This window comes from Streptomyces sp. NPDC050997 (assembly GCF_040660135.1).
Lineage (GTDB): Bacteria > Actinomycetota > Actinomycetes > Streptomycetales > Streptomycetaceae > Streptomyces.
Genome location: NZ_JBFAGK010000004.1, coordinates 436,526 through 454,393, shown reverse-complemented (window position 1 = coordinate 454,393; position 17,868 = coordinate 436,526). Strand labels below are relative to the sequence as shown.

General features: G+C 72.5%; 16 protein-coding genes and 1 pseudogene. 10 read left to right on the top strand and 7 right to left on the bottom strand.

All coding sequences use genetic code 11. The annotated features are described in order from the left end of the window. Positions 1–8: 8 nt before the first annotated feature. Positions 9–446 carry a MarR family transcriptional regulator gene (locus AB0H86_RS12030; RefSeq protein ID WP_362436146.1) on the top strand — a complete coding sequence of 146 codons (438 nt, stop codon included), beginning with the start codon at positions 9–11 and terminating at the stop codon, positions 444–446. Positions 447–580: 134 nt separating this feature from the next. After that, on the top strand, positions 581–961 hold the full coding sequence (locus tag AB0H86_RS12025) for an anti-sigma factor antagonist (protein WP_362436144.1): 381 nt from the start codon (positions 581–583) through the stop codon (positions 959–961). Between the two features lie 24 nt (positions 962–985). Here AB0H86_RS12025 and AB0H86_RS12020 read toward each other — a convergent pair whose 3' ends face one another. Further along, positions 986–1,939, bottom strand: coding sequence for a ribose-phosphate pyrophosphokinase (locus AB0H86_RS12020; RefSeq protein WP_362436142.1), 954 nt, complete (start codon positions 1,937–1,939; stop codon positions 986–988). 198 nt (positions 1,940–2,137) lie between these two features. On the opposite strand from AB0H86_RS12020, the gene otr(A) reads away from it, so the two are divergent. Beyond that, positions 2,138–3,997, top strand: a complete 1,860-nt coding sequence (gene otr(A) / locus AB0H86_RS12015) for a tetracycline resistance ribosomal protection protein Otr(A) (RefSeq protein WP_362436140.1) — start codon at positions 2,138–2,140, stop codon at positions 3,995–3,997. A 182-nt stretch (positions 3,998–4,179) separates the two neighbouring features. Here the strand turns inward: otr(A) and AB0H86_RS12010 are convergent, their stop codons facing one another. Further along, positions 4,180–5,370: a cytochrome P450 gene (locus tag AB0H86_RS12010; protein WP_362436138.1), complete on the bottom strand. Its 1,191-nt coding sequence runs from the start codon at positions 5,368–5,370 to the stop codon at positions 4,180–4,182. A gap of 143 nt (positions 5,371–5,513) precedes the next feature. On the opposite strand from AB0H86_RS12010, the gene AB0H86_RS12005 reads away from it, so the two are divergent. Continuing rightward, a complete protein-coding gene (locus tag AB0H86_RS12005; protein ID WP_362436136.1) occupies positions 5,514–6,176 on the top strand; it encodes a DUF4230 domain-containing protein in 663 nt (220 codons plus the stop codon). A 34-nt stretch (positions 6,177–6,210) separates the two neighbouring features. On the opposite strand, the gene AB0H86_RS12000 is transcribed toward AB0H86_RS12005, so the two are convergent. After that, positions 6,211–6,435, bottom strand: a complete 225-nt coding sequence (locus AB0H86_RS12000; RefSeq protein WP_362436134.1) for a hypothetical protein — start codon at positions 6,433–6,435, stop codon at positions 6,211–6,213. A gap of 75 nt (positions 6,436–6,510) precedes the next feature. On the opposite strand from AB0H86_RS12000, the gene AB0H86_RS11995 reads away from it, so the two are divergent. After that, entirely contained in the window at positions 6,511–7,089 is a 579-nt protein-coding gene (locus AB0H86_RS11995; RefSeq protein WP_362436132.1) for a VanZ family protein, read from the top strand. Between the two features lie 56 nt (positions 7,090–7,145). Here the strand turns inward: AB0H86_RS11995 and AB0H86_RS11990 are convergent, their stop codons facing one another. Beyond that, positions 7,146–7,382, bottom strand: a complete 237-nt coding sequence (locus AB0H86_RS11990; protein ID WP_362436130.1) for a hypothetical protein — start codon at positions 7,380–7,382, stop codon at positions 7,146–7,148. A gap of 185 nt (positions 7,383–7,567) precedes the next feature. On the opposite strand from AB0H86_RS11990, the gene AB0H86_RS11985 reads away from it, so the two are divergent. The 4 genes and pseudogenes from AB0H86_RS11985 (at position 7,568) to AB0H86_RS11970 (ending at position 12,128) form a co-directional block, all read left to right on the top strand. Then, positions 7,568–8,611: a PHP domain-containing protein gene (locus AB0H86_RS11985; protein WP_362436128.1), complete on the top strand. Its 1,044-nt coding sequence runs from the start codon at positions 7,568–7,570 to the stop codon at positions 8,609–8,611. Between the two features lie 62 nt (positions 8,612–8,673). Beyond that, complete coding sequence (locus AB0H86_RS11980; protein WP_362436126.1) at positions 8,674–9,330, top strand: HAD family hydrolase; 657 nt, start codon at positions 8,674–8,676, stop codon at positions 9,328–9,330. A 49-nt stretch (positions 9,331–9,379) separates the two neighbouring features. Then, positions 9,380–10,534 (top strand): annotated as a pseudogene (locus AB0H86_RS11975) (aromatic acid exporter family protein); the annotation flags it as partial. Positions 10,535–11,099: 565 nt separating this feature from the next. Continuing rightward, positions 11,100–12,128 (top strand): SDR family oxidoreductase, encoded by a 1,029-nt coding sequence (locus AB0H86_RS11970; protein WP_362436124.1) that lies wholly within the window; start codon positions 11,100–11,102, stop codon positions 12,126–12,128. Between the two features lie 67 nt (positions 12,129–12,195). Here the strand turns inward: AB0H86_RS11970 and AB0H86_RS11965 are convergent, their stop codons facing one another. The 3 genes from AB0H86_RS11965 to AB0H86_RS11955 all read right to left on the bottom strand — a co-directional run bounded on the left by AB0H86_RS11965 (position 12,196) and on the right by AB0H86_RS11955 (position 16,847). Then, positions 12,196–12,468 carry a hypothetical protein gene (locus AB0H86_RS11965; RefSeq protein ID WP_362436122.1) on the bottom strand — a complete coding sequence of 91 codons (273 nt, stop codon included), beginning with the start codon at positions 12,466–12,468 and terminating at the stop codon, positions 12,196–12,198. Positions 12,469–12,620: 152 nt separating this feature from the next. Next, positions 12,621–13,652, bottom strand: coding sequence for an aminoglycoside phosphotransferase family protein (locus AB0H86_RS11960; protein ID WP_362436120.1), 1,032 nt, complete (start codon positions 13,650–13,652; stop codon positions 12,621–12,623). Positions 13,653–13,679: 27 nt separating this feature from the next. Further along, positions 13,680–16,847: a cytochrome P450 gene (locus AB0H86_RS11955; RefSeq protein ID WP_362436118.1), complete on the bottom strand. Its 3,168-nt coding sequence runs from the start codon at positions 16,845–16,847 to the stop codon at positions 13,680–13,682. Between the two features lie 192 nt (positions 16,848–17,039). On the opposite strand from AB0H86_RS11955, the gene AB0H86_RS11950 reads away from it, so the two are divergent. Beyond that, on the top strand, positions 17,040–17,720 hold the full coding sequence (locus AB0H86_RS11950) for a PAS domain S-box protein (protein WP_362436116.1): 681 nt from the start codon (positions 17,040–17,042) through the stop codon (positions 17,718–17,720). Positions 17,721–17,868 lie beyond the last annotated feature (148 nt).

Genomic DNA, 17,868 nt, shown 5'->3' with positions numbered 1-17,868 from the left:
GTGAACTCATGCTCGATCCCCAGGCAGCCAAAGCGGCCCCGTCGCTCCTCTACATGGTGAAACAGGTGGAGCTCGTCGCGCGCTCCCGCCTGGACGAGCTGGTCAAACCGTCGGGTATCACCGCTCTCCAGTACACCGCGCTCACCGTCCTGGAGCGACACGACGGACTGTCGGCCGCGCAACTGGCCCGGGACTCGTTCGTGACCGCCCAGTCGACCGCCGATCTCGTACGGTCCCTGGAGAACCGCGGACTGGTGCACCGGGAGCGCAACCCCCACAACCGTCGCGAGCTGCTGATCCTGCTGACCGACGCGGGCCGCGAACTGCTCGCACACCACGAGGGGCACGTCCGGGAACTGGAGGAGCGGATGGTGCGCGACCTCACACGGCACCAGACACAGCAGTTCCGCGAGGCGCTCATCAGGGCCTGGCACGCCCTGTCGTAAGTTGTCCATCGCAATTCGATGACATATGTCAATCGAACATGCTCAAATTCACTCCATCGAAGGTAACTTGCAGGGCGGGCAAGGGACTTGCGCTTCCCCTGCCGCCCGAGGAGCCGGTTGGAGGCGATGGAGTCGTGCAGCAGGAACCCGCACCGCTCGCCCGGCATCTGCGCGTCCACCAGGACCGGGGACACACGGTGCTGGAGTTCCACGGAGAGATCGACATCGCCGCGGCCATGGAGATCATCCCGTATCTGGACCATGTGACGGGGCAGCCCGACACCCGTCTGGTGATCGACCTCAGCGGGGTGGAGTTCTTCGACTGCTCCGGGCTGCGGCTGCTCTACCGTGCCCGGGCCCGGGTGCGGGACGGGGGCGGACGGCTGCTCCTGGTGTGCACGCATCCGCTCACCCTGCGCGTCCTGCGGGTCACCGGGCTGGCCCGGCTGCTGCCGCCGATGCCGACCCTGGACGCGGCCCTGGAACAGCCGGAGGCCACGTCCGGCTCGGTGTGACCACGAGCCCCTTCGCGCGCCGCGCTAATCGGTGGGCGGCGCGTCGAACAGGGCGCTGACGGACTCGCCGTTGTGGATACGCCGTACGGCCTCGGCGAGCGCCGGGGCGACGGTGAGGATGCGCAGCTTCTCGGTGCGCTCCTCCTCGGGGACCGGCACGGTGTTGGTGCACACGATCTCCAGGACGTCGGGCTGCTCCCCGATCCGCTTCAGCGCTCCGTCCGCGAACAGCCCGTGCGTGCAGGCCACCCGGATCGAGCGCGGCCCCAACTCCCGCAGCCGGGCGAGGAGTTCCAGGACCGTGCTGCCCTTGGCGATCTCGTCGTCCAGCACGATGACGTCCCGTCCGGCGACCTCGCCGATGACGGAGTTGATGCTGACCCGGTCGTCCGCGAACCGCTGTTTGGCGCCGGCCGCCACCTGGGCGCCGATCATCCGGGCGAACGCGGCGGCCTCCTTGGCGTTGCCGAGGTCCGGCGAGACGACGGTGGTGCGGGACAGGTCGTACTGCCGGAAGTGGGCGGCGAGCTCGCGCAGCGCGTGCAGGTGGTCCACCGGGACCGAGAAGAAGCCGTGGACCTGCGGCGAGTGCAGGGTCATCGCCAGGACCCGGCTGGCGCCCGCGGCCACCAGCAGATCGGCGACCAGCCGCCCGCCGAGGGAGATACGGGGCTCGTCCTTCTTGTCGGAGCGGGCGTAGGAGTAGTGCGGCATCACGACGCTGATCCGGCCCGCCGAGGCCCCGCGCGCCGCGTCGCACATCAGCAGCAGCTCCACCAGATGCTCCTGGACCGGCTTGACCAGCGGCTGGATGAGGAAGACATCGCGTTCCCGGCAGTTGGCCTGAAGTTGTATCTCCAGACAGTCATTGGCGAACCGGCTGACCCGGGTGGGGCTGAGCGGCACATCGAGATGCGCGCAGACCTCCTGGGCCAGCTCGGGATGGGCACTCCCGCTGAACACGGCGATGTCTCGCACGATCCGCTCCTAGCATGATCATTCCGGCTGCTGGGGCCATGCTACGGGCCCAGCGAAAACCAGTTGCGGACCGTCCACGGGGGCACGCCATGATGGGCGCGTCCGTGCCGCCTCACGTCAGGAACACTCGCATGCGCCGACTCCTCGGAATCTCCCAGCGCCCCTACTGGACGACGGTTCTCGAGGACACGACCCCGCATGCACACCCTGAACATCGGCATTCTGGCCCACGTCGACGCCGGTAAGACCAGCCTGACCGAGCGGCTGCTCTTCGACAACGGCGCGATCGACCGGCTCGGCAGCGTCGACGCCGGTGACACCCGCGCCGACGACGGCACCATCGAGCGGCAGCGCGGCATCACCATCCGCTCCGCCGTCGCCGCCTTCACCGTCGGCGACACCCAGATCAACCTCATCGACACCCCGGGGCACTCCGACTTCATCGCCGAGGTCGAGCGTGCCCTGGAGGTCCTGGACGGCGCGGTGCTGCTGCTGTCCGCCGTGGAGGGCGTGCAGGCGCAGACGCGCGTGCTGATGCGGACCCTGCGGCGGCTGCGGCTGCCCACCCTGGTCTTCGTCAACAAGATCGACCGGGCGGGCGCCCGCTCCGACGCCCTGCTCGCCGACATCCGGCGCAGACTGACCCCGCACATCGCGCCGCTCAACGAAGTGACCGGCATCGGCACAGCCGGGGCCCGGGTGGCGCCGCTGCCGGCCGACCGCCGCGGGGCCGAGGCCCTCGCCGAGGTCGACCCGGACATCCTGGCGGCACTCGTCGACGGTCCCGAGCCGACGCTGGACGACCTGCGCGGGGCCCTCGCCGCGCGCACCGCCGACGGCTCATTCCACCCCGTCCTCTTCGGCTCGGCCCTCGGCGGCCAGGGCGTCGCCGAGCTGGCGGAGAGCCTGATCCGGCTGATCCCGCCGGCGCCCACCACCCCCGCCCCCGAACCCGGCGGCACGGTGTTCGCCGTACGGCCCGGTCCCGGCGGCGAGCGGACGGCGTATCTGCGGCTGTACGAAGGCATGGTGACGGGGCGTCAGCGACTGACGTTCCGGCGGCGGGAGGCCGACGGCCGGACCACCGAGGTCACCGGAAGGGTGACGCGTCTCGATGTGGTCGGCCGGCCCGAGCCGCTCACCGCCGGGAACATCGCGGCTCTCACCGGAGTACCCGGCATCCGGGTCGGCGACCGGCTCGGCGACCTCACCGAACGGGCCCCGCAGTTCGCCCCGCCGACACTGGAGACCCTGGTCCGGGCCCGGCACCCCGAGCAGGCGGCGGCGCTGCGCTCCGCCCTCCTCTCCCTCGCCGACCAGGACCCGCTGATCCACGCCCGCCCCGCCGCCTCCGGCGCGACCGCGCTGCTCCTGTACGGCGAGGTCCAGATGGAGGTCCTGGCGGCGACACTGGCCCAGGACTTCGGGGTCGAGGCCGACTTCGAGCCGGGCCGGGTCCGGTACCTGGAGCGTCCGCGCGGCACGGGCGAGGCCTGGGACGAGCTGCCGCGGTACGACCACACCCGCTACTGGGCGACGATCGGGCTACGGGTGGAGGCGGGGCCGCGCGGCTCCGGCGGGGTCTTCACGTACGAGACGGAACTCGGCGCGCTCCCCCGCGCCTTCCACCAGGCCGTCGAGGAGACGGTCCACGCGAGCATGGACACCGGGCTGTGCGGCGCGTCGGTCACCGACTACCGGGTCACGCTGATCCGGTCCGGTTTCGTCGGGCCGCTCAGTACCGCGGCGGACTTCCGCGGGCTCACCCCGATCGTGCTGCGGCGCGCACTGGAGCGTGCGGGGACCCAGCTGTACGAGCCGTACCACGCGTTCGAGGCCGAGGTCCCGCTGGACGCGCTGGCTCCGGTGACCTCTCAACTGGCCTCATTCGGAACGGAGTTCACGGGCACCACGGGTGGCGAGACGGCGTGGCTGATCACCGGGGAGCTGCCGGCCCGACGGGTGCGCGAGGTCGAGCTGCGGCTGCCCGGGCTCACCCACGGGGAGGGGGTGTGGTGGTCGCGACGGTCCGGAGACCGTGAACTCAAGCCGCACTGAGGCCTGTCCGGCGGATCAGGTCGCGGGAAGTCGCCGGTGCCTCATCGGCACCGGTGAGCGGAGTCCGGTGCGTGCGGCTGCGAGGCGGAGGACAGGGAGTACGTCCCGGAAGCCCAGGGCCGTCGGGCCGGGGGCGTCGGGCCGGGGCCGGCACCCAACACCTCGTACGCTCGGCGGGTTTCTCACCAGGACACCGGCAGCCGTCGTGGACTGCGCGTCATCTGGCCCTCCCGCCACTCGATCGTGTCGGGCGTGAACTCGGCGCGCAGGCGGGGGAAGCGGACGGCCAGGCGGTGCAGGGCGAGGCCGAGTTCCAGGCGGGCCAGCCAGGCGCCGAGGCAGTGGTGAGGGCCGGCGCCGAAGACCACGCTGGGCGGGTTCAGCGGGGCGAACAGGTCGGGCGGGCCGGGTGGGAAGACGTCCGGGTCGCGGTTGGCCGAGTTGGTCTGGGCCGCGACCACGCTGCCCGCCGGGATCGTCACTCCGCCGATCTCGACGTCCGTGAGGGCCCGGCGGATCAGCCCGGGAAGCACCCTGCCCTCGCTGAGCGGGACGGTCCGCAGCAGTTGTTCGACCGCCCTCGCCGCGGCCTCCTCGTCCTCGGCCAGCCCGGGCCAGGCCTCCTTCCCGTCGGTGAGGAGGTGGACGACGATGTTGCCGAGGGCGGTCATGGTCGTCTCGTGTCCGGCCACGACCAGCCCCAGGACCAGGATCACCAGGTGCCGTTCCTCGATCCCGATCCCGTCGCCCGCCGTCACCAGCCCGCTCACCAGGTCGTCGCCCGGATCCTCGCGGCGCTCGGCGACCAGGCCGGCGGTGAAGGCGGAGAACTCCCGCATCGCGAGGCCGACCTCCTCGGCGGTGTGCGCGCCGCCGGACAGGGCGTGGTCGGCCCAGGAGCGGATGCGTTCCCAGTCCGCGTGGCCGAGACCCATCAGCCGGGAGACGACCGAGACCGGCAGCGGACGCGTGAACCCCTCGATGACGTCCGCGGGGCGGGGCCGCTCGGCGAACTCGTCGAGGAGGGTGTCCACCACCGAGGCCACCCAGGGCCGCCAGCGGGCGACGGCACGGGGTGTGAACGCCCGCTGGACCGTGCCGCGCAGCCGCTGGTGGGCGGGGCCGTCCTGGTTGAGGAGCCCGTCCGGGGCGTCCAGCAGGTTCGGTACGACGAGCAGCGGCGGCGCGTCCTCGGCGCGCAGGGACCGCCGATCGAAGCGGGGGTCCATGAGTACCTGACGCACTTCGGCGTACCGGGTCACGAGCCATACCGGGGTGCCGGTGGCGAGGGTGACCGGCCGGGGTGGTCCGGACTCGGGGAAGGTCATGTGGTGCATGGGGCACAGAGGTCGGGAGGTGCTGTCTGCGCTCATCCGGGTCTCCAGATGCGCCGGTAGGGAGGTTTTCTTCACGCTAGTGCGCCCCCTTGCCCCCGTCAGCGGTGTCAATCGGCCAACGAGTCTGTCTGCCAAGGCCTTTGAGGGGAATCCGAACGGTAGGAAGGAGGGCCGTCGCCATGACGACTCCCATCAGGCGCATGTCCGGGCGCATGCCCGGCTGGGCGAAGGCGGTGAGCGCGGTGGTACTCGTGCTCGTCGTGTTCTTCGCGGGGATCCGGCTGAGCGTGCTGCCGGGCCTCAAGGACCTGTTCGGCACCGAGACCCACGACCGAACCGGCCCCGCACTGCTCCAGTCCATCCAGGACATCAGCCGTTACGACGCCGCCTCCGGCAATTTCCAGGTCGTCGTGGACCTGGAAAAGGACACCAAGTACCTGCCCGACGCGGTCCGCGGCTCCCGCACCCTGTACGTGGGGGCGGGCTCCGTCGACGCCTACGTCGACCTGGGCAAGGTCGGCAAGAACGACGTGACGGTCAACGCCGACCGTACGTCCGCCACGCTGCGGCTGCCGCACGCCCGACTCGGCAAGGCAGCACTGGACGCCGACCGCTCCTACGCCGTCTCCAAGCAGCGCGGTCTCCTCGACCGCCTCGGCGACTTCTTCTCGGACAACCCCAACAGCGAGCAGGCCGTCCAGAAGCTCGCCGTGCGGCACATCACCTACGCCGCGAAGGAGAGCGAGCTGACCAAGCGTGCCGAGACCAACACCACCACCATGCTCAAGGGCCTGCTCGGCTCCCTCGGCTTCAAGGAGGTGAAGGTCGCCTACGGCACCTGATCATCTACGGCACCGGGTCATCCACGGCACCTGATCAGCCGCCGTGGATCCCCGGCAGGGCGAGGGCGCCGAGCAGGGTGGCGCCCACCAGCACCCAGGCCACGTAGTCACCGACGTGGCCTGACCGCAGGCGCCTGAGCGGCAGCGCCGGCTTCGGCGGGGCGAGCGGTCCGGGGCGGGTGACCGCCACGGCCGCGAGGCCCGCCGCCGGCGGGGTCGAGGCGAGGCCCAGCAGGACGCCGACGGGGGTCCAGTGCACGGAGGGAGGTGCATCGTCGGGCCGTTCGCGGGTAACCGCGCTACCACACGGGCAAGTTGAGGTCTGGAGGACTGAATGGCCTGGGCAGCTTCACGAACGCGAGCGGTGTTGCGCACTCGCACCGCCAAGTCCGAGCGTCCTAAGCCGAAACCGAGCCGGGAACGGCGCTCCGCCCAGCGGCCGAGCCTGGAACGGCGTCCCCTGCCCTGGCCCCTGCGTCTGCTGGCGATGCTCTGCGCGTTCGCCTTCATGGTGGCGTTCGCCGTCGTCCTGGCGCGGCTGACCCTGGAGCCCTCCCCCGCGTCGGTGGACCTGACGCACACCAACGTCCATCCGGGCCGCTCCCTGCGGGCCTATCTGGATCAGCCCGAACTGCGCGACGCCGTCAAGCAGATTGGCGGCAACCTGCTGCTGGGCATCCCCTTCGGCATCCTGGTGCCGATCGTGGCTCCACGTACCCGCGGGATCCTGCGCATCCTGCTGCTGACCGCCGTCGTAATGCTCATGGTGGAGTTCGCACAGGGCGCGTTGATCACGGGGCGGGCCTTCGACATCGACGACGTCATCCTCAACACCGCCGGGGCGCTCATCGGCTACCTCCTGCTGGGGCGGCGGCTGAGCCGGGCGGTACACGCGCGCAAGCCGAAGGTGTGACCGCGGCGGCCATCGCGCACCGGTGGTCCCTACCAACGGCCTGCCGGCCCGGTCGGTCAGTGCCGGTGCCAGGTGAACTTGTCCCCGCCCACCCAGCGGACCACCGCCGGGTCGTCCAGATCGTGGACCGTGATACCGAACGCCGCGGCGGCCTCCAGAACGTCGGTGACGGTCTTCGCCTCTCCGACCACCTCCCCGTCGATTTCCACGATCCGGAACGGCGGCGTGCCCGGCTGCACCCCGAGTACCAGGATCCGCGGGTTGGAGATGTACGGGCTCGCGATTTCGGTCATGGATAGAGCGTAGAGCGCATCCCGCGGGAGGGAGAGGCGTACGTCACCCGACCAGCGGGCCGGGTACCGCCCTCTCGACCGCGCCACGTACCGACGTCCCGTTCCCCCCGACCGCGTACCGAACGAGCCGCCCACCCGTCGTGCGGTCCCCGGGCAGCTGGGGAACTCTGGAGGTGGAGGTGGCGATGGATCCCGTCGAGGCTTTGGACCGGATCGCCTTTCTGCTGGAGCGGTCCCGCGCGCCCACCTACCGCGTGCGCGCCTTCCGTACGGCGTCCCGTGTGCTGTCCCCGATGTCCGACGCGGAGGTGCGCGAGCGGGCGGACGCCGGCACGCTGGAGTCCCTCAAGGGGGTCGGCCCGAAGACGGCGCAGGTGGTGCGTGAGGCGCTGGCGGGGCGGGTGCCCGGCTATCTGGAGAACCTGGAGGGCGAGGCCGACGCCGAGGCGCCGTCGACGTCGGGCGGGGAGGCGCTGCGGGCCCTGCTGCGCGGGGACTGCCATCTGCACTCGGACTGGTCCGACGGTGGCAGCCCGATCGACGAGATGGGCCGGGCGGCGGCGGCGCTCGGCCACGAGTGGGCCGCGCTGACCGACCACTCGCCGCGGCTGACCGTGGCTCGCGGGCTGTCGCCCGAGCGGCTGCGCCACCAGCTGGAGGTGGTGGCGGAGCTGAACGAGACGTGGGCGCCGTTCCGCCTGCTGACGGGCATCGAGTGCGACATCCTCGACGACGGCTCGCTCGACCAGGAACCCGAGCTGCTCGATCAGCTGGACGTCGTGGTGGTGTCCGTGCACTCCAAGCTGCGGATGGACGCCCGCTCGATGACCCGGCGCATGCTGGCCGCCGTACGCGATCCGCACGCGAACGTCCTCGGGCACTGCACCGGACGGCTGGTGACGGGGCGAGGGCGGCCCGAGTCGGAGTTCGACGCCGACGAGGTGTTCGCGGCGTGCGCCGAGTCCGGTACCGCGGTGGAGGTCAACAGCCGCCCCGAGCGCCTTGATCCACCACGGCGACTGCTGCGTGCGGCCGTGCGGGCGGGCGTGCTGTTCTCGATCGACACGGACGCGCACGCGCCCGGCCAGCTGGACTGGCAGATCCACGGCTGCGCCCGCGCGGAGGAGTGCTCAGTGCCCGCCGGGCGCGTGGTCACGACCTGGTCCCTGGCGGAGCTGCTGGCCTGGACCCGGCAGGGCCGGATTCCGGACCGCGTGGCGAGCGGCTGACGTGGTACCTGACGTTGAACCCGACGCGGTGATCGGGCCGTGTGGGACGAAAGGACGGGCATATGGGACGGGCCGCGGTGTTCGACGTCGACGGGACCCTCGTCGACACCAACCACCTCCATGTGGCGACCTGGTGGGAGGCCCTCCGACAGGCCGGGCACCGGGTGCCCACGCACGCCATCCACCGGGCGATCGGGCTCGGTTCCACCGACCTGATCGCCCATCTCCTCGGCGACGCCCGGGACCCGGACCGGGACGCGGCACTGAGCGCCGCCCACAAGGCGCTGTACGGGCAGTACTTCGACCGGCTGCCCGCGTTCCGGGACGCCGGGCGACTGCTGCGGCGGCTCGACCGGGACGGCTGGACGGTGGTGCTCGCCACGTCGGCGGGCGGTGCCGAGCTGTCCGCGCTGCGTCACGCGATCGACGCGGACGACGCCATCACCGACACGGCGAGCGCCGACGACGTCGCCGAGGGCAAGCCCGCGCCCGAGCCCGTCGAACACGCCCTGGAGCTGGCCGGTGTCCCGCCCGAGCAGGCGGTCTTCGTCGGCGACACCGTCTGGGACATGCGCGCGGGCAGCCGGGCCGGGGTCCGCTGCGTCGGCGTCCTGTGCGGCGGCATCCCGCGGGCCGACCTGGAGGGGGCGGGGGCGAGCGAGATCTACGACGACCCGGCTGACCTGCTCGCCTCCTTGGCGGACAGCCCGCTGGCATGATCCGGCTCGATCGAGGTGAGGGGCCCCTCGACGCGGATACCCACCGTCCATGACGACTGTGACAGATGCGGTACGACCAAAGGGTGGCCGTCCGGCCGACGCGCTGCGGCGGGAGGCCCGCGCCGTCGCCCGGGCAGGCCGGGCCGTCTGGCGCGGGCCCGGCCGGGAGCGCGATCTGTTCGTGCAGTCGTTGAAGGCCGCCGCGGCGGCGCTGATCGCCTGGTCCGTGGCGAGCGTCTGGCTGGGCGACCCGATGGCGTTGATGGCTCCCTGGGTGGCGATGGTGCTGGTGCAGGCCACCGTCTACAGCTCGCTGCGGCAGGCCGCGCAGCAGTGGGTGGCCCTCTGTGCCGGAACCCTGCTGGCGTCGGCGGCCCAGGCCCTCACCGGCGACACGCTGGGCGCGCTGGCCCTGTCCGTGCCGGTGCTGATGCTGCTCGCGAACTGGTCCCGCTTCGGCGACCAGGGGATCTACGGCGCGACCACCGCCGTCTTCACTCTCGCCGCGGGCACCGTCTCGGTGTCCGCGGTCGGGCACCGCGTCGGACAGGCCCTGCTGGGCGCGGTGATCGGACTCGCGATCAACGCCTTCGTCCTGCCGCCGATCCATCTGCGGGACGTGCGGGAGAACCTCGGGGCACTCGCCCAGGAGACGGGCGACGTGCTGCACGTCGTCGCGGCGGATCTGTGTGAGACCGAGTGGGACGCGCAGTCCGCGTCCCGCTGGTCGAGCGCCTCGGCCCGGCTGGAGTGGCGCCTGGACGCCCTGCGGGCGGCCCGGGCCTGGAGCCGGGAGAGCCTGCGGCTGACCGCGGGGCCGCTGCGCGCCGTCCGCAGGCCCCCGCGGCCCGTGCCGTCAGAGGACGAGGACGAACGCTGGAGCCGGGTCACCGGCCACGTCAGAGCACTGACCCGGTCCCTGAGCATCGCGGCCGACGACGCCCGCGCGCCCGACGGCCCGGCGCTGCGTTCGTACGGCCGTCTCCTGGAGCTCATCGGGGACGCGTGCCACGCGCAGAGCCGTCGGCTGCTGGACCCGCGCGAGGACACCCGGCCGGAGGACGGCGTCGAGGACAGGATGCGGGAGCTGCATGAACGGCTGCAGCACGGTCTGCGGGAGCACGCCACCCATGGAGCCACCCGGACGGCCGTCCTGGGAACCCTGTTGTTGCAGGCCGAGAACATCTGGTCCGAGACCGTTCCCGACACCCAGACCGTTCCGGACACCGGGACCGTCCCCGACACCGAGCCCGTTCCGGACACCAAGACCGTTCCCGACACCCAGACCGTTCCCGGCACCGAGCCCATTCCGGAGACCAAGACCGTTCCCGACACCCAGACCGTTCCCGACACCGAGCCCATTCCGGAGACCAAGACCGTTCCCGACACCGAGCCCGTTGCGGGCGCTCACGAGCGGTGACACGGATCACCCCGTTTCGGGGCAGAGCGCGGAACACCAAGGGGCGGTTGCCCGTTGAACAGACCGTGGGTGTGGATGGGACAGTGTCCCCGGGCCTCACCTTTTGCCCACAGGGACGATCGTTCGGCTGAAGCCCTGTGGAGCGTTCCGCCGAGAGGCGACCGCCATCCGCGCCCACACCTGACCAGCCCCGACCGTGATTCCCCCGTCCGGTCGGGGCTTCCCTCTGTCCGGACACCGCGGCGCCCTGTGGGACCTGTCAGCCGAGCGGCCGGGCATCGCGTGTATCGCTTTCGGCTGGGTACTCGGAGCAGCCCCCTGTCGACCCACAGGCCGTGAGGAGTCGAAGGTGAGCACTTCAACGGGCAGCAAGATCATCTTCACGGGCGCCACCGGCAATGTCGGCACCAGTCTGGTGCGCCTTCTCTCCGAGGATCCGGAGATCGGGGCCGTGCGGGGGCTGGCCCGCCGGATACCGGACTGGGCGCCGCCGAAGACGGACTGGTCGTCGGTCGACCTGGCATCCGACCAGTCCGATCTCGTCAAGGAGTTCGAGGGCGCCGCCGCGGTCGTCCATCTGGCCTGGGCGTTCCAGCCCACTCATGACCCGGCGGCTACCTGGCGCACCAATGTGCTCGGTTCGATCCGGGTGTTCGAGGCGGTGGCCTCGGCGGGCGTGCCGACACTGGTGCACGCGTCGTCGGTCGGCGCGTACTCCCCGGGGCCGAAGGAGCACACGGTCGACGAGTCGTGGCCCACCCACGGCTGGCCGGATGCCGCGTACTGCCGGGAGAAGGCCTATCTGGAGCGTGCCCTGGACACGTTCGAGCGCGACCACCCCAAGGTCCGGGTGGTCCGGATGCGCCCGGCCTTCCTCTTCAAGCGGGAGTCGGCGAGCGAGCAGCGCCGTATCTTCGGCGGGCGCTTCCTGCCCGGGCCGCTGGTGCGGCCCGAGCAGCTGCCGTTCCTGCCCGACATTCCCGGTCTGCGCGTGCAGGCGCTGCACACCGACGACGCGGCACAGGCGTACCGTCTCGCGCTGCGCTCCGACGTCCAGGGCGCCTTCAACCTGGCCGGCGAGCCGCCCGTCGACGCGGAGCTGCTCGGGGAGATGCTCGGCGCCCGTCCGGTCCGGTTGCCGCGCACCGCGGCCCGCTCGGCGGTCGCCGCCGCGTGGGGGCTGCGTCTGCTGCCGGCCTCTCCCCATCTCTTCGACGCGGTGCTGAGGCTCCCGCTGATGGACTGCACCCGCGCCCGCACGGAACTCGACTGGCACCCGGACCACACGGCGGCGGAGGTGCTGGAGGAGTTCCTGCACGGTATGCAGCAGGGCGCGGGGACGCCGACGGAGCCGATGCAGGGCCACAAGGTCGGCTGACCTCGACGGCGGCACGCGTGCGGTGCGGGCAGGCGGTGCAGGCGGTCAGGACACCTCGGGCGGCCGGTCAGGCGGTGGGTTCGTCCGGTACCGGGTGCTCGGGGTGTACGGCGCCCGAGTGCGCGGCGCCCCGCCTGCCCGTTCCCGACTCGTCGGTGTCGGGGACGTCGGCGGCCGCCTCGTCGGGCTCCTCGGCCTCGGTGGTGTCGAGGGTGTCGCCCCGGGCGCTGCCGTCGCCCACCTCCCAGGGGTCCTCGCCCTCGTGCGCCTGCTGGTCCGGCAGGTCACGCGGTACCGGCTCACCGTTCTCACCGGGTCCTTCGCTGCGGTGCTCGTCCACGGCGCACTCCCTTCGTTTGTGTCGGGGCGCCACGCGAGTACCTCCCCGCTGATCAGCGAAACGTCGATGCGGCGCCCTTCCGCCGACGCCGTGCGCCGAGGGGGTGCCGGGCAGGAACCGGTTCGCCCGCCCGGCGCCGGCCCGGCCGCCGATCAAGAGGCGCTGCGGTGGGAAGGCGCCTCCCTGTCGATCTCCTCCAGGGCCGCGACGAGTTCCGGGGCGACCTTCTCCTGGACCCATCGCTGCTGGTCGGCGTCGACCGCGCGGGGCACTGTCTCCGTGAGCATGATCAGGTAGAGGTAGGCGCGGTAGAGGGCGAGGCGCAGGCGGGCCGGGCCGTCGAACTCCGCCCGGCCGCCTTCCGCCCGGTAGCCCGCGAGGAAGGCCTCGTCCCGCTTGATGTCCCCGAGCAGCGCGAGGGAGACGAAGTCGGCCAGGGGGTCGCCCCAGAACATGCGCTCCCCGTCGATGAGTCCGCCGATCCTGGGTGCCTTGCCCGCCGGGCGGTCCACCAGGATGTTCCCCGGCCACAGGTCGAAGTGGACCAGGCGGGGGACGGTGACCTCGTCCAGGGAGCTGTGGGCGGACCGCAGGGTACGGGCGACCTCGTCGACGGGGCGGGGCAGGCGGGCCCGGTAGTGGCGGGCGTCCGCGAGGACGGCCTCGGTCATGGTCGTGAAGGCGGTGCGCCAGTCGGGGGCGAGCGGGCCGAGGGCGCCGGACGGGTAGCCGAAGCCGGGTCCGGTCACCTCGTGCAGGCGGGCGAGCTGACGGCCCAACTCGGTGCGCAGAGCGGTCTGTTCGGTGGGCGTGAGCGAACCGTTCCAGGGTTCGCCGGGACAGGCCGTCATCAGCAGGTGCCCCGCGGCGGTGTCCGTGTGCCCGCCGAGCGCGAGGACGTGCGGCGCCGCGACACCGGCCCCGGCGGCCGCACGGTAGAACTCCGCCTCGGAGAGCAGCAGTCGGCGCTCGTGGCGCAGACCGGGGACGGTCGCGGCGGGAGGGACCTTCAGCACGTAGCGGCTGCCGTCGGTGAGGAGGAGTTCCTCGACGGTGTTGTACGTGCCGCCGGTCAGGGGGCGTAGCCGGGCGAGCCGGTCGGGGGCCAGGCGGGCGTCTTCCAGTATGTGCCGCGCCCGTCTCCAGGAATCCGATGTGCCCGCCAGGTCCTCGGAGTTGGCCACCTGTGCCCGCCCTTCCCTGTCTCCCGGTCAGCCGGCCGCGTACACGTCCTCGACGTAACGGCCGTCCCGCACCAGCCCGTCGAGCCATCGCTCGGCGGCCGACTCGTCGGCGTCCGGCGTGCGCTCCCGGTACAGGGTACGGAACGCGTCCCGCACCCCCGGCGCCATGCGCGAGCCGTCGCCGCAGACGTACACCCGGGCGCCCGCGTCGAGCAGTTCCCAGACCTCGGCGGCCTCGGCGGCGACCCGGTGCTGCACGAAGGTCACCCCGGCCTGTGGGGCGGCGCTGAAGGCGGGGCGGAGTCGTACCGCGCCGACGGTCTCGGCGGCGCGCAGTTCGTCGGCGTGCAGGAAGTCGGCGTCGGGAGCGTCGCAGCCGAAGTAGCAGAGTGCGGGCGGGAGTTGCTCACCCCGGCCCAGGGCGGCGACCCGGTCGGCGACGGCTCCGCGGAAGGGGGCCAGGCCGGTGCCGGCCGCGATCATGACGACCGGCCGGGTGTGGTCGACGCGGAAGGCGTCCCGGCAGGGCTGGACGCGGGCCAGGACGGTGTCCCCGGGCCGCACGCCGACCAGATGACCCGAGCCGACACCCCGGTAGGTGCCGTCGCCGGAGAGGGCGGGTGCCTCCAGGAGGGAGACCATGAGGTCGACGTGGCCGGGTGCGGCCGCCGGGGACGAGGATATGGAGTAGTGGCGGGGGCGCAGCGGCGTGAAGAGGTCGAGCAGGGCGGGCCAGTCGAGGCAGCCGCGCAGGGCGGGGTAGGACTCGAAGAGTTCCACGAGGGTGCGCGGGTCGTCCACGAGGGCGGCCAACTGCGCGCGCTCCGGCGGGCAGGGGTTGGCGGCGGCCAGCGCGGACAGCTGCTCGGTGGTCGGGCGCTGCCGCAACTCCACGTGGTGGGTGAGTAGTTGACGTACCGTCAAGGGGCGGTCCGCGGCGATTCCGTCGCGGCGCGGGCGGGTGGGACGGATGTCGAGGACGGCGTCGAGGTCGACGCCGAGGGCGTCCGCGGACCGCTCGACAAGCGTCTTGTCGTTGACCGGCAGGACGGTGACGTGGTCGGCGGTGCGATAGGTGGTGCCGGCGGGCAGCGCGAGCCGGACGAACCGCTTGAGGCGGGGATACCCGGGCGCGGTGAGGTCGTACGCCTCCGTCACGGTCGTCGGGACCAGGTCGTGCCGCTCGGCCAGGGCGTCCAGTGGGCCACCGGTCAGGGTCCGGACCTCGTACCCGGCGGTCGGCTCCGGCTCGGCCGCGACGGGGGCGTCCGGGTCGCCGTACGCCTCGAGGAGCGCAGTGCGCAGCCCGGCGGTGAAGGCGCGGACGGTGCCGGTGAGGTCGCCGGAGGCGTCCGCGGCTGTGCGGTCCAGGAGACGGGTGGCGCCGAGGCCGGCGAGGCGTTCGTCGATGCGGGTCGGGACGTGCTGGTAGGTCGCGGCCCAGTTGCGGTCGCCGACGCCGAGGACCGTGTAGTGGACGCCGGTCGCGTCGGTGATCTCGTCGAGCCGGGCGGCGAACTCCCGGGCGTCGTCCGTGGGTTGGCCGTTGTAGGAGGCGGCGGTGATCACGACCGGGCGGTCCGTGGGAAGTCCCCCGGCGTACGCGTCCAGGGGCGCGACCTCCGTCTCGCAGCCCAGTGCGGCGGCCTCGTCGGCGAGTTGCGCGGCGAAGTCGCGGCAGGTGCCGTAGTTGCTGCCGTGCAGGAAGAGGGCGCGGGTGCCGGCGCGAACCCGGGCCGGGAGGTTGGCCTCGACCAAGGTGTCGTCCGCGGTCGTCGGGACCGCGCCCGGCAGGGGCGGGTGGGCGCGGTCGGCGGTGGTGCGCGGGGCCAGGGTGAGGGTGAAGCCGTCCGGCTTGAGGGTGAGGGCCTCCTTGATGGTGAGCCGGTAGTCGGCGTGGTCGTTCAGCCGGTAGCGGTGTACCAGCAGGGCGAGCAGCATGGTGGCCTCGTGCAGGGCGAACTGCCGCCCGATGCAGGCCCGTTCGCCGGTTCCGAAGGGCTTGAAGGCGTGCGGGGAGCGGGCGGTCTCCGCCTCGGGGGTGAAGCGGGAGGGGTCGAACAGTTCGGGGTTGTCGCCCCACACCGGCTGCCGGTGCAGCATCGGGGCGACCACGGTGAGGGTCTGTCCGGCGCGCAGCGGGATGCGCCCGCCGAGCAGGGTGTCCTCGCGGGCCTGCCGGCTGAAGGCGGCGGCGGTCGGCCACAGCCGCAGCGCCTCGTTGAGGACCTGGCGGGTGTAGGTGAGCCGCCCGACCTCGTCGAAGGTCGGCTCGGGGTCGGCGGTGTCGCCCCACAGCTGGTCCACCTCGCGCTGGACGAGCTGGAGCACGGCCGGGTGCTTGGCCAGGTAGTACATCGCGAAGGACATCGCGCCGGAGGTGGTCTCGTGTCCGGCGATCAGGAAGGTGATGACCTGGTTGCGGATGTTGGTGGTGTCGAGGGTGGTGCCGTCGGCGGGGTGCGTGGCGGTGAGCATGAGCCCGAGGAGGTCGTCGGTACCGGTCTCGCCGGAGGCCACCCGGGCGCTGATCACGTCGTCGACGACCTGCGCCAGGTAGCCGGCGTCCGTACGGAACGCCTCGTCGGCGGCCGTGTAGTCGCCCCCGGGGGTGCGGGCCAGGCGGGTCATGGCCCACTCCAGGCAGCGCACCATCGACTCGACGAAGGGGTGCGCCTCGTCCCGGTCGAAGGAACCGAAGTCGTAGCCGAACCCGGCGAGCCCGATGGTGTCGAGGGTCATCCGGGTCATGTCGTCGGGGATGTTCACCGGCTGACCGGCGCGGGCGGCCCGGTCCCAGGAGCCGATCAGGCGCTGGGCGACGCGCAGCATCACCGGGTGGTAGGTGCGCATCGAGCCGAGCGCGAAGGCGGGCATCAGGATGTCGTGGGCCTTGGCCCAGTTGGGCTCGTCGTTGTACGCGGTGAACAGTCCGTCGGCGGCGAACTCGCGGACGTTCTCCAGCGCGGGGCCGATGGCCTTTCCGAACCGGGTCTCGTCGGCGAGTTCGGTGACCAGGTCGAGGTCGGCGACGAAGGTGACGTCCCGCCCGTACAGCCGCCGTACGAGCACGGGGCCGTGTTCCCGCATCAGCCCCATCACCTGCTGGAGAGGTGTCCGGCCGGGGCCGGTGGCTGAGATGTCGACGAGGGGAACGCCGGGGAGGGACGATGCGGTCTGCGCGGTGGGGGGCATGGCGCGACAACTGCCTTTCGCGGTACGGGAGTACTCCGATCCAGGTTGATCCACCGAGCCCACCGGTCCGTACCGACCGCCTACATGATTGTGTAGTACATACAGGCGCCTCGCTCTTGCGCCGGGCGACCCACCGTGGCAGGGCGCGGCCCCCGGCGGCGAGCGGACACCGAGGCGGGAGGTGCGGGGGGAATGCGGGTGACAGCGGACCGGCGGGACGTCGTGATGTGGCGCAACCGCGCGCTGATGGTCTTTGACCGGGTGTCGGTTCCGGTGGCGGTGTGCGACGTCTACGGCGCCGTCCTGCTCGCCAATCCCGCGATGGCGGCCGAGTGCGGTACGACTCCGGGGCGGTTGCGCGGCCGTGAGGTGCTGGAGCTGTTCCGGCCGCAGGAGGTGACCCAGGTGGACCGGATCGCGCAGGCGCTGCGGCTGCGGCACCGGTCGCGCTACCAGGTGTCGGTGCGCTGGGAGGCACCCGGCGGCGGCGAGCGGTACGGGGAGCTGACGGCGGACCCGGTGAGCGACACGGTCGAGGAGACACCCGCCCTGCTGGTGATGCTGCGTGTCCTGGGCGGGCGCGAGCACCGCGCCGAGGAACCGGTGCGGGTGGGCGCGACGGAGGCCCGGATCCTGGCGCTCCTGGCCGGCGGGGCGACCACGGCCCGGGCGGCCCGCGAGACCGGCCTGACGACCGACGGCGTCACGTATCACCTGCGGCGCCTGTCCGCGCGCTGGGGCGCTGGCAACCGTACGGAACTGGTCGCCCGCGCCTACGCGCTGGGGGTGCTGACCCCGGGGGTCTGGCCGCCGGCACCTGCCGCGGTGCCCTCGGACGCCGCCGCCTCGGAGGCCACCGCGCCCGCGGAATAGGCCGCGTCCGAGGCGAGGACGATGTCGGGGGAAGGGGCCGCGATCCTGGCCGCACCGCCGGCCGCGGCCCTGGACGCACCTCTGGACGCACGGGTGGACGCACCTGTGGACGCGCCTCTGGGCGGACCTGTGGACGCGCCCCTGGCCG

Coding starts and splice junctions, on each gene's coding strand:
- AB0H86_RS12005 (WP_362436136.1), top strand. CDS start 5,514: ATGACGACTCCCATCAGGCGCATGTCCGGGCGCATGCCCGGCTGGGCG.
- AB0H86_RS11990 (WP_362436130.1), bottom strand. CDS start 7,382: ATGACCGAAATCGCGAGCCCGTACATCTCCAACCCGCGGATCCTGGTA.
- AB0H86_RS11995 (WP_362436132.1), top strand. CDS start 6,511: ATGGCCTGGGCAGCTTCACGAACGCGAGCGGTGTTGCGCACTCGCACC.
- AB0H86_RS12010 (WP_362436138.1), bottom strand. CDS start 5,370: ATGAGCGCAGACAGCACCTCCCGACCTCTGTGCCCCATGCACCACATG.
- AB0H86_RS11955 (WP_362436118.1), bottom strand. CDS start 16,847: ATGCCCCCCACCGCGCAGACCGCATCGTCCCTCCCCGGCGTTCCCCTC.
- AB0H86_RS11985 (WP_362436128.1), top strand. CDS start 7,568: ATGGATCCCGTCGAGGCTTTGGACCGGATCGCCTTTCTGCTGGAGCGG.
- AB0H86_RS11950 (WP_362436116.1), top strand. CDS start 17,040: ATGCGGGTGACAGCGGACCGGCGGGACGTCGTGATGTGGCGCAACCGC.
- AB0H86_RS12030 (WP_362436146.1), top strand. CDS start 9: ATGCTCGATCCCCAGGCAGCCAAAGCGGCCCCGTCGCTCCTCTACATG.
- AB0H86_RS11980 (WP_362436126.1), top strand. CDS start 8,674: ATGGGACGGGCCGCGGTGTTCGACGTCGACGGGACCCTCGTCGACACC.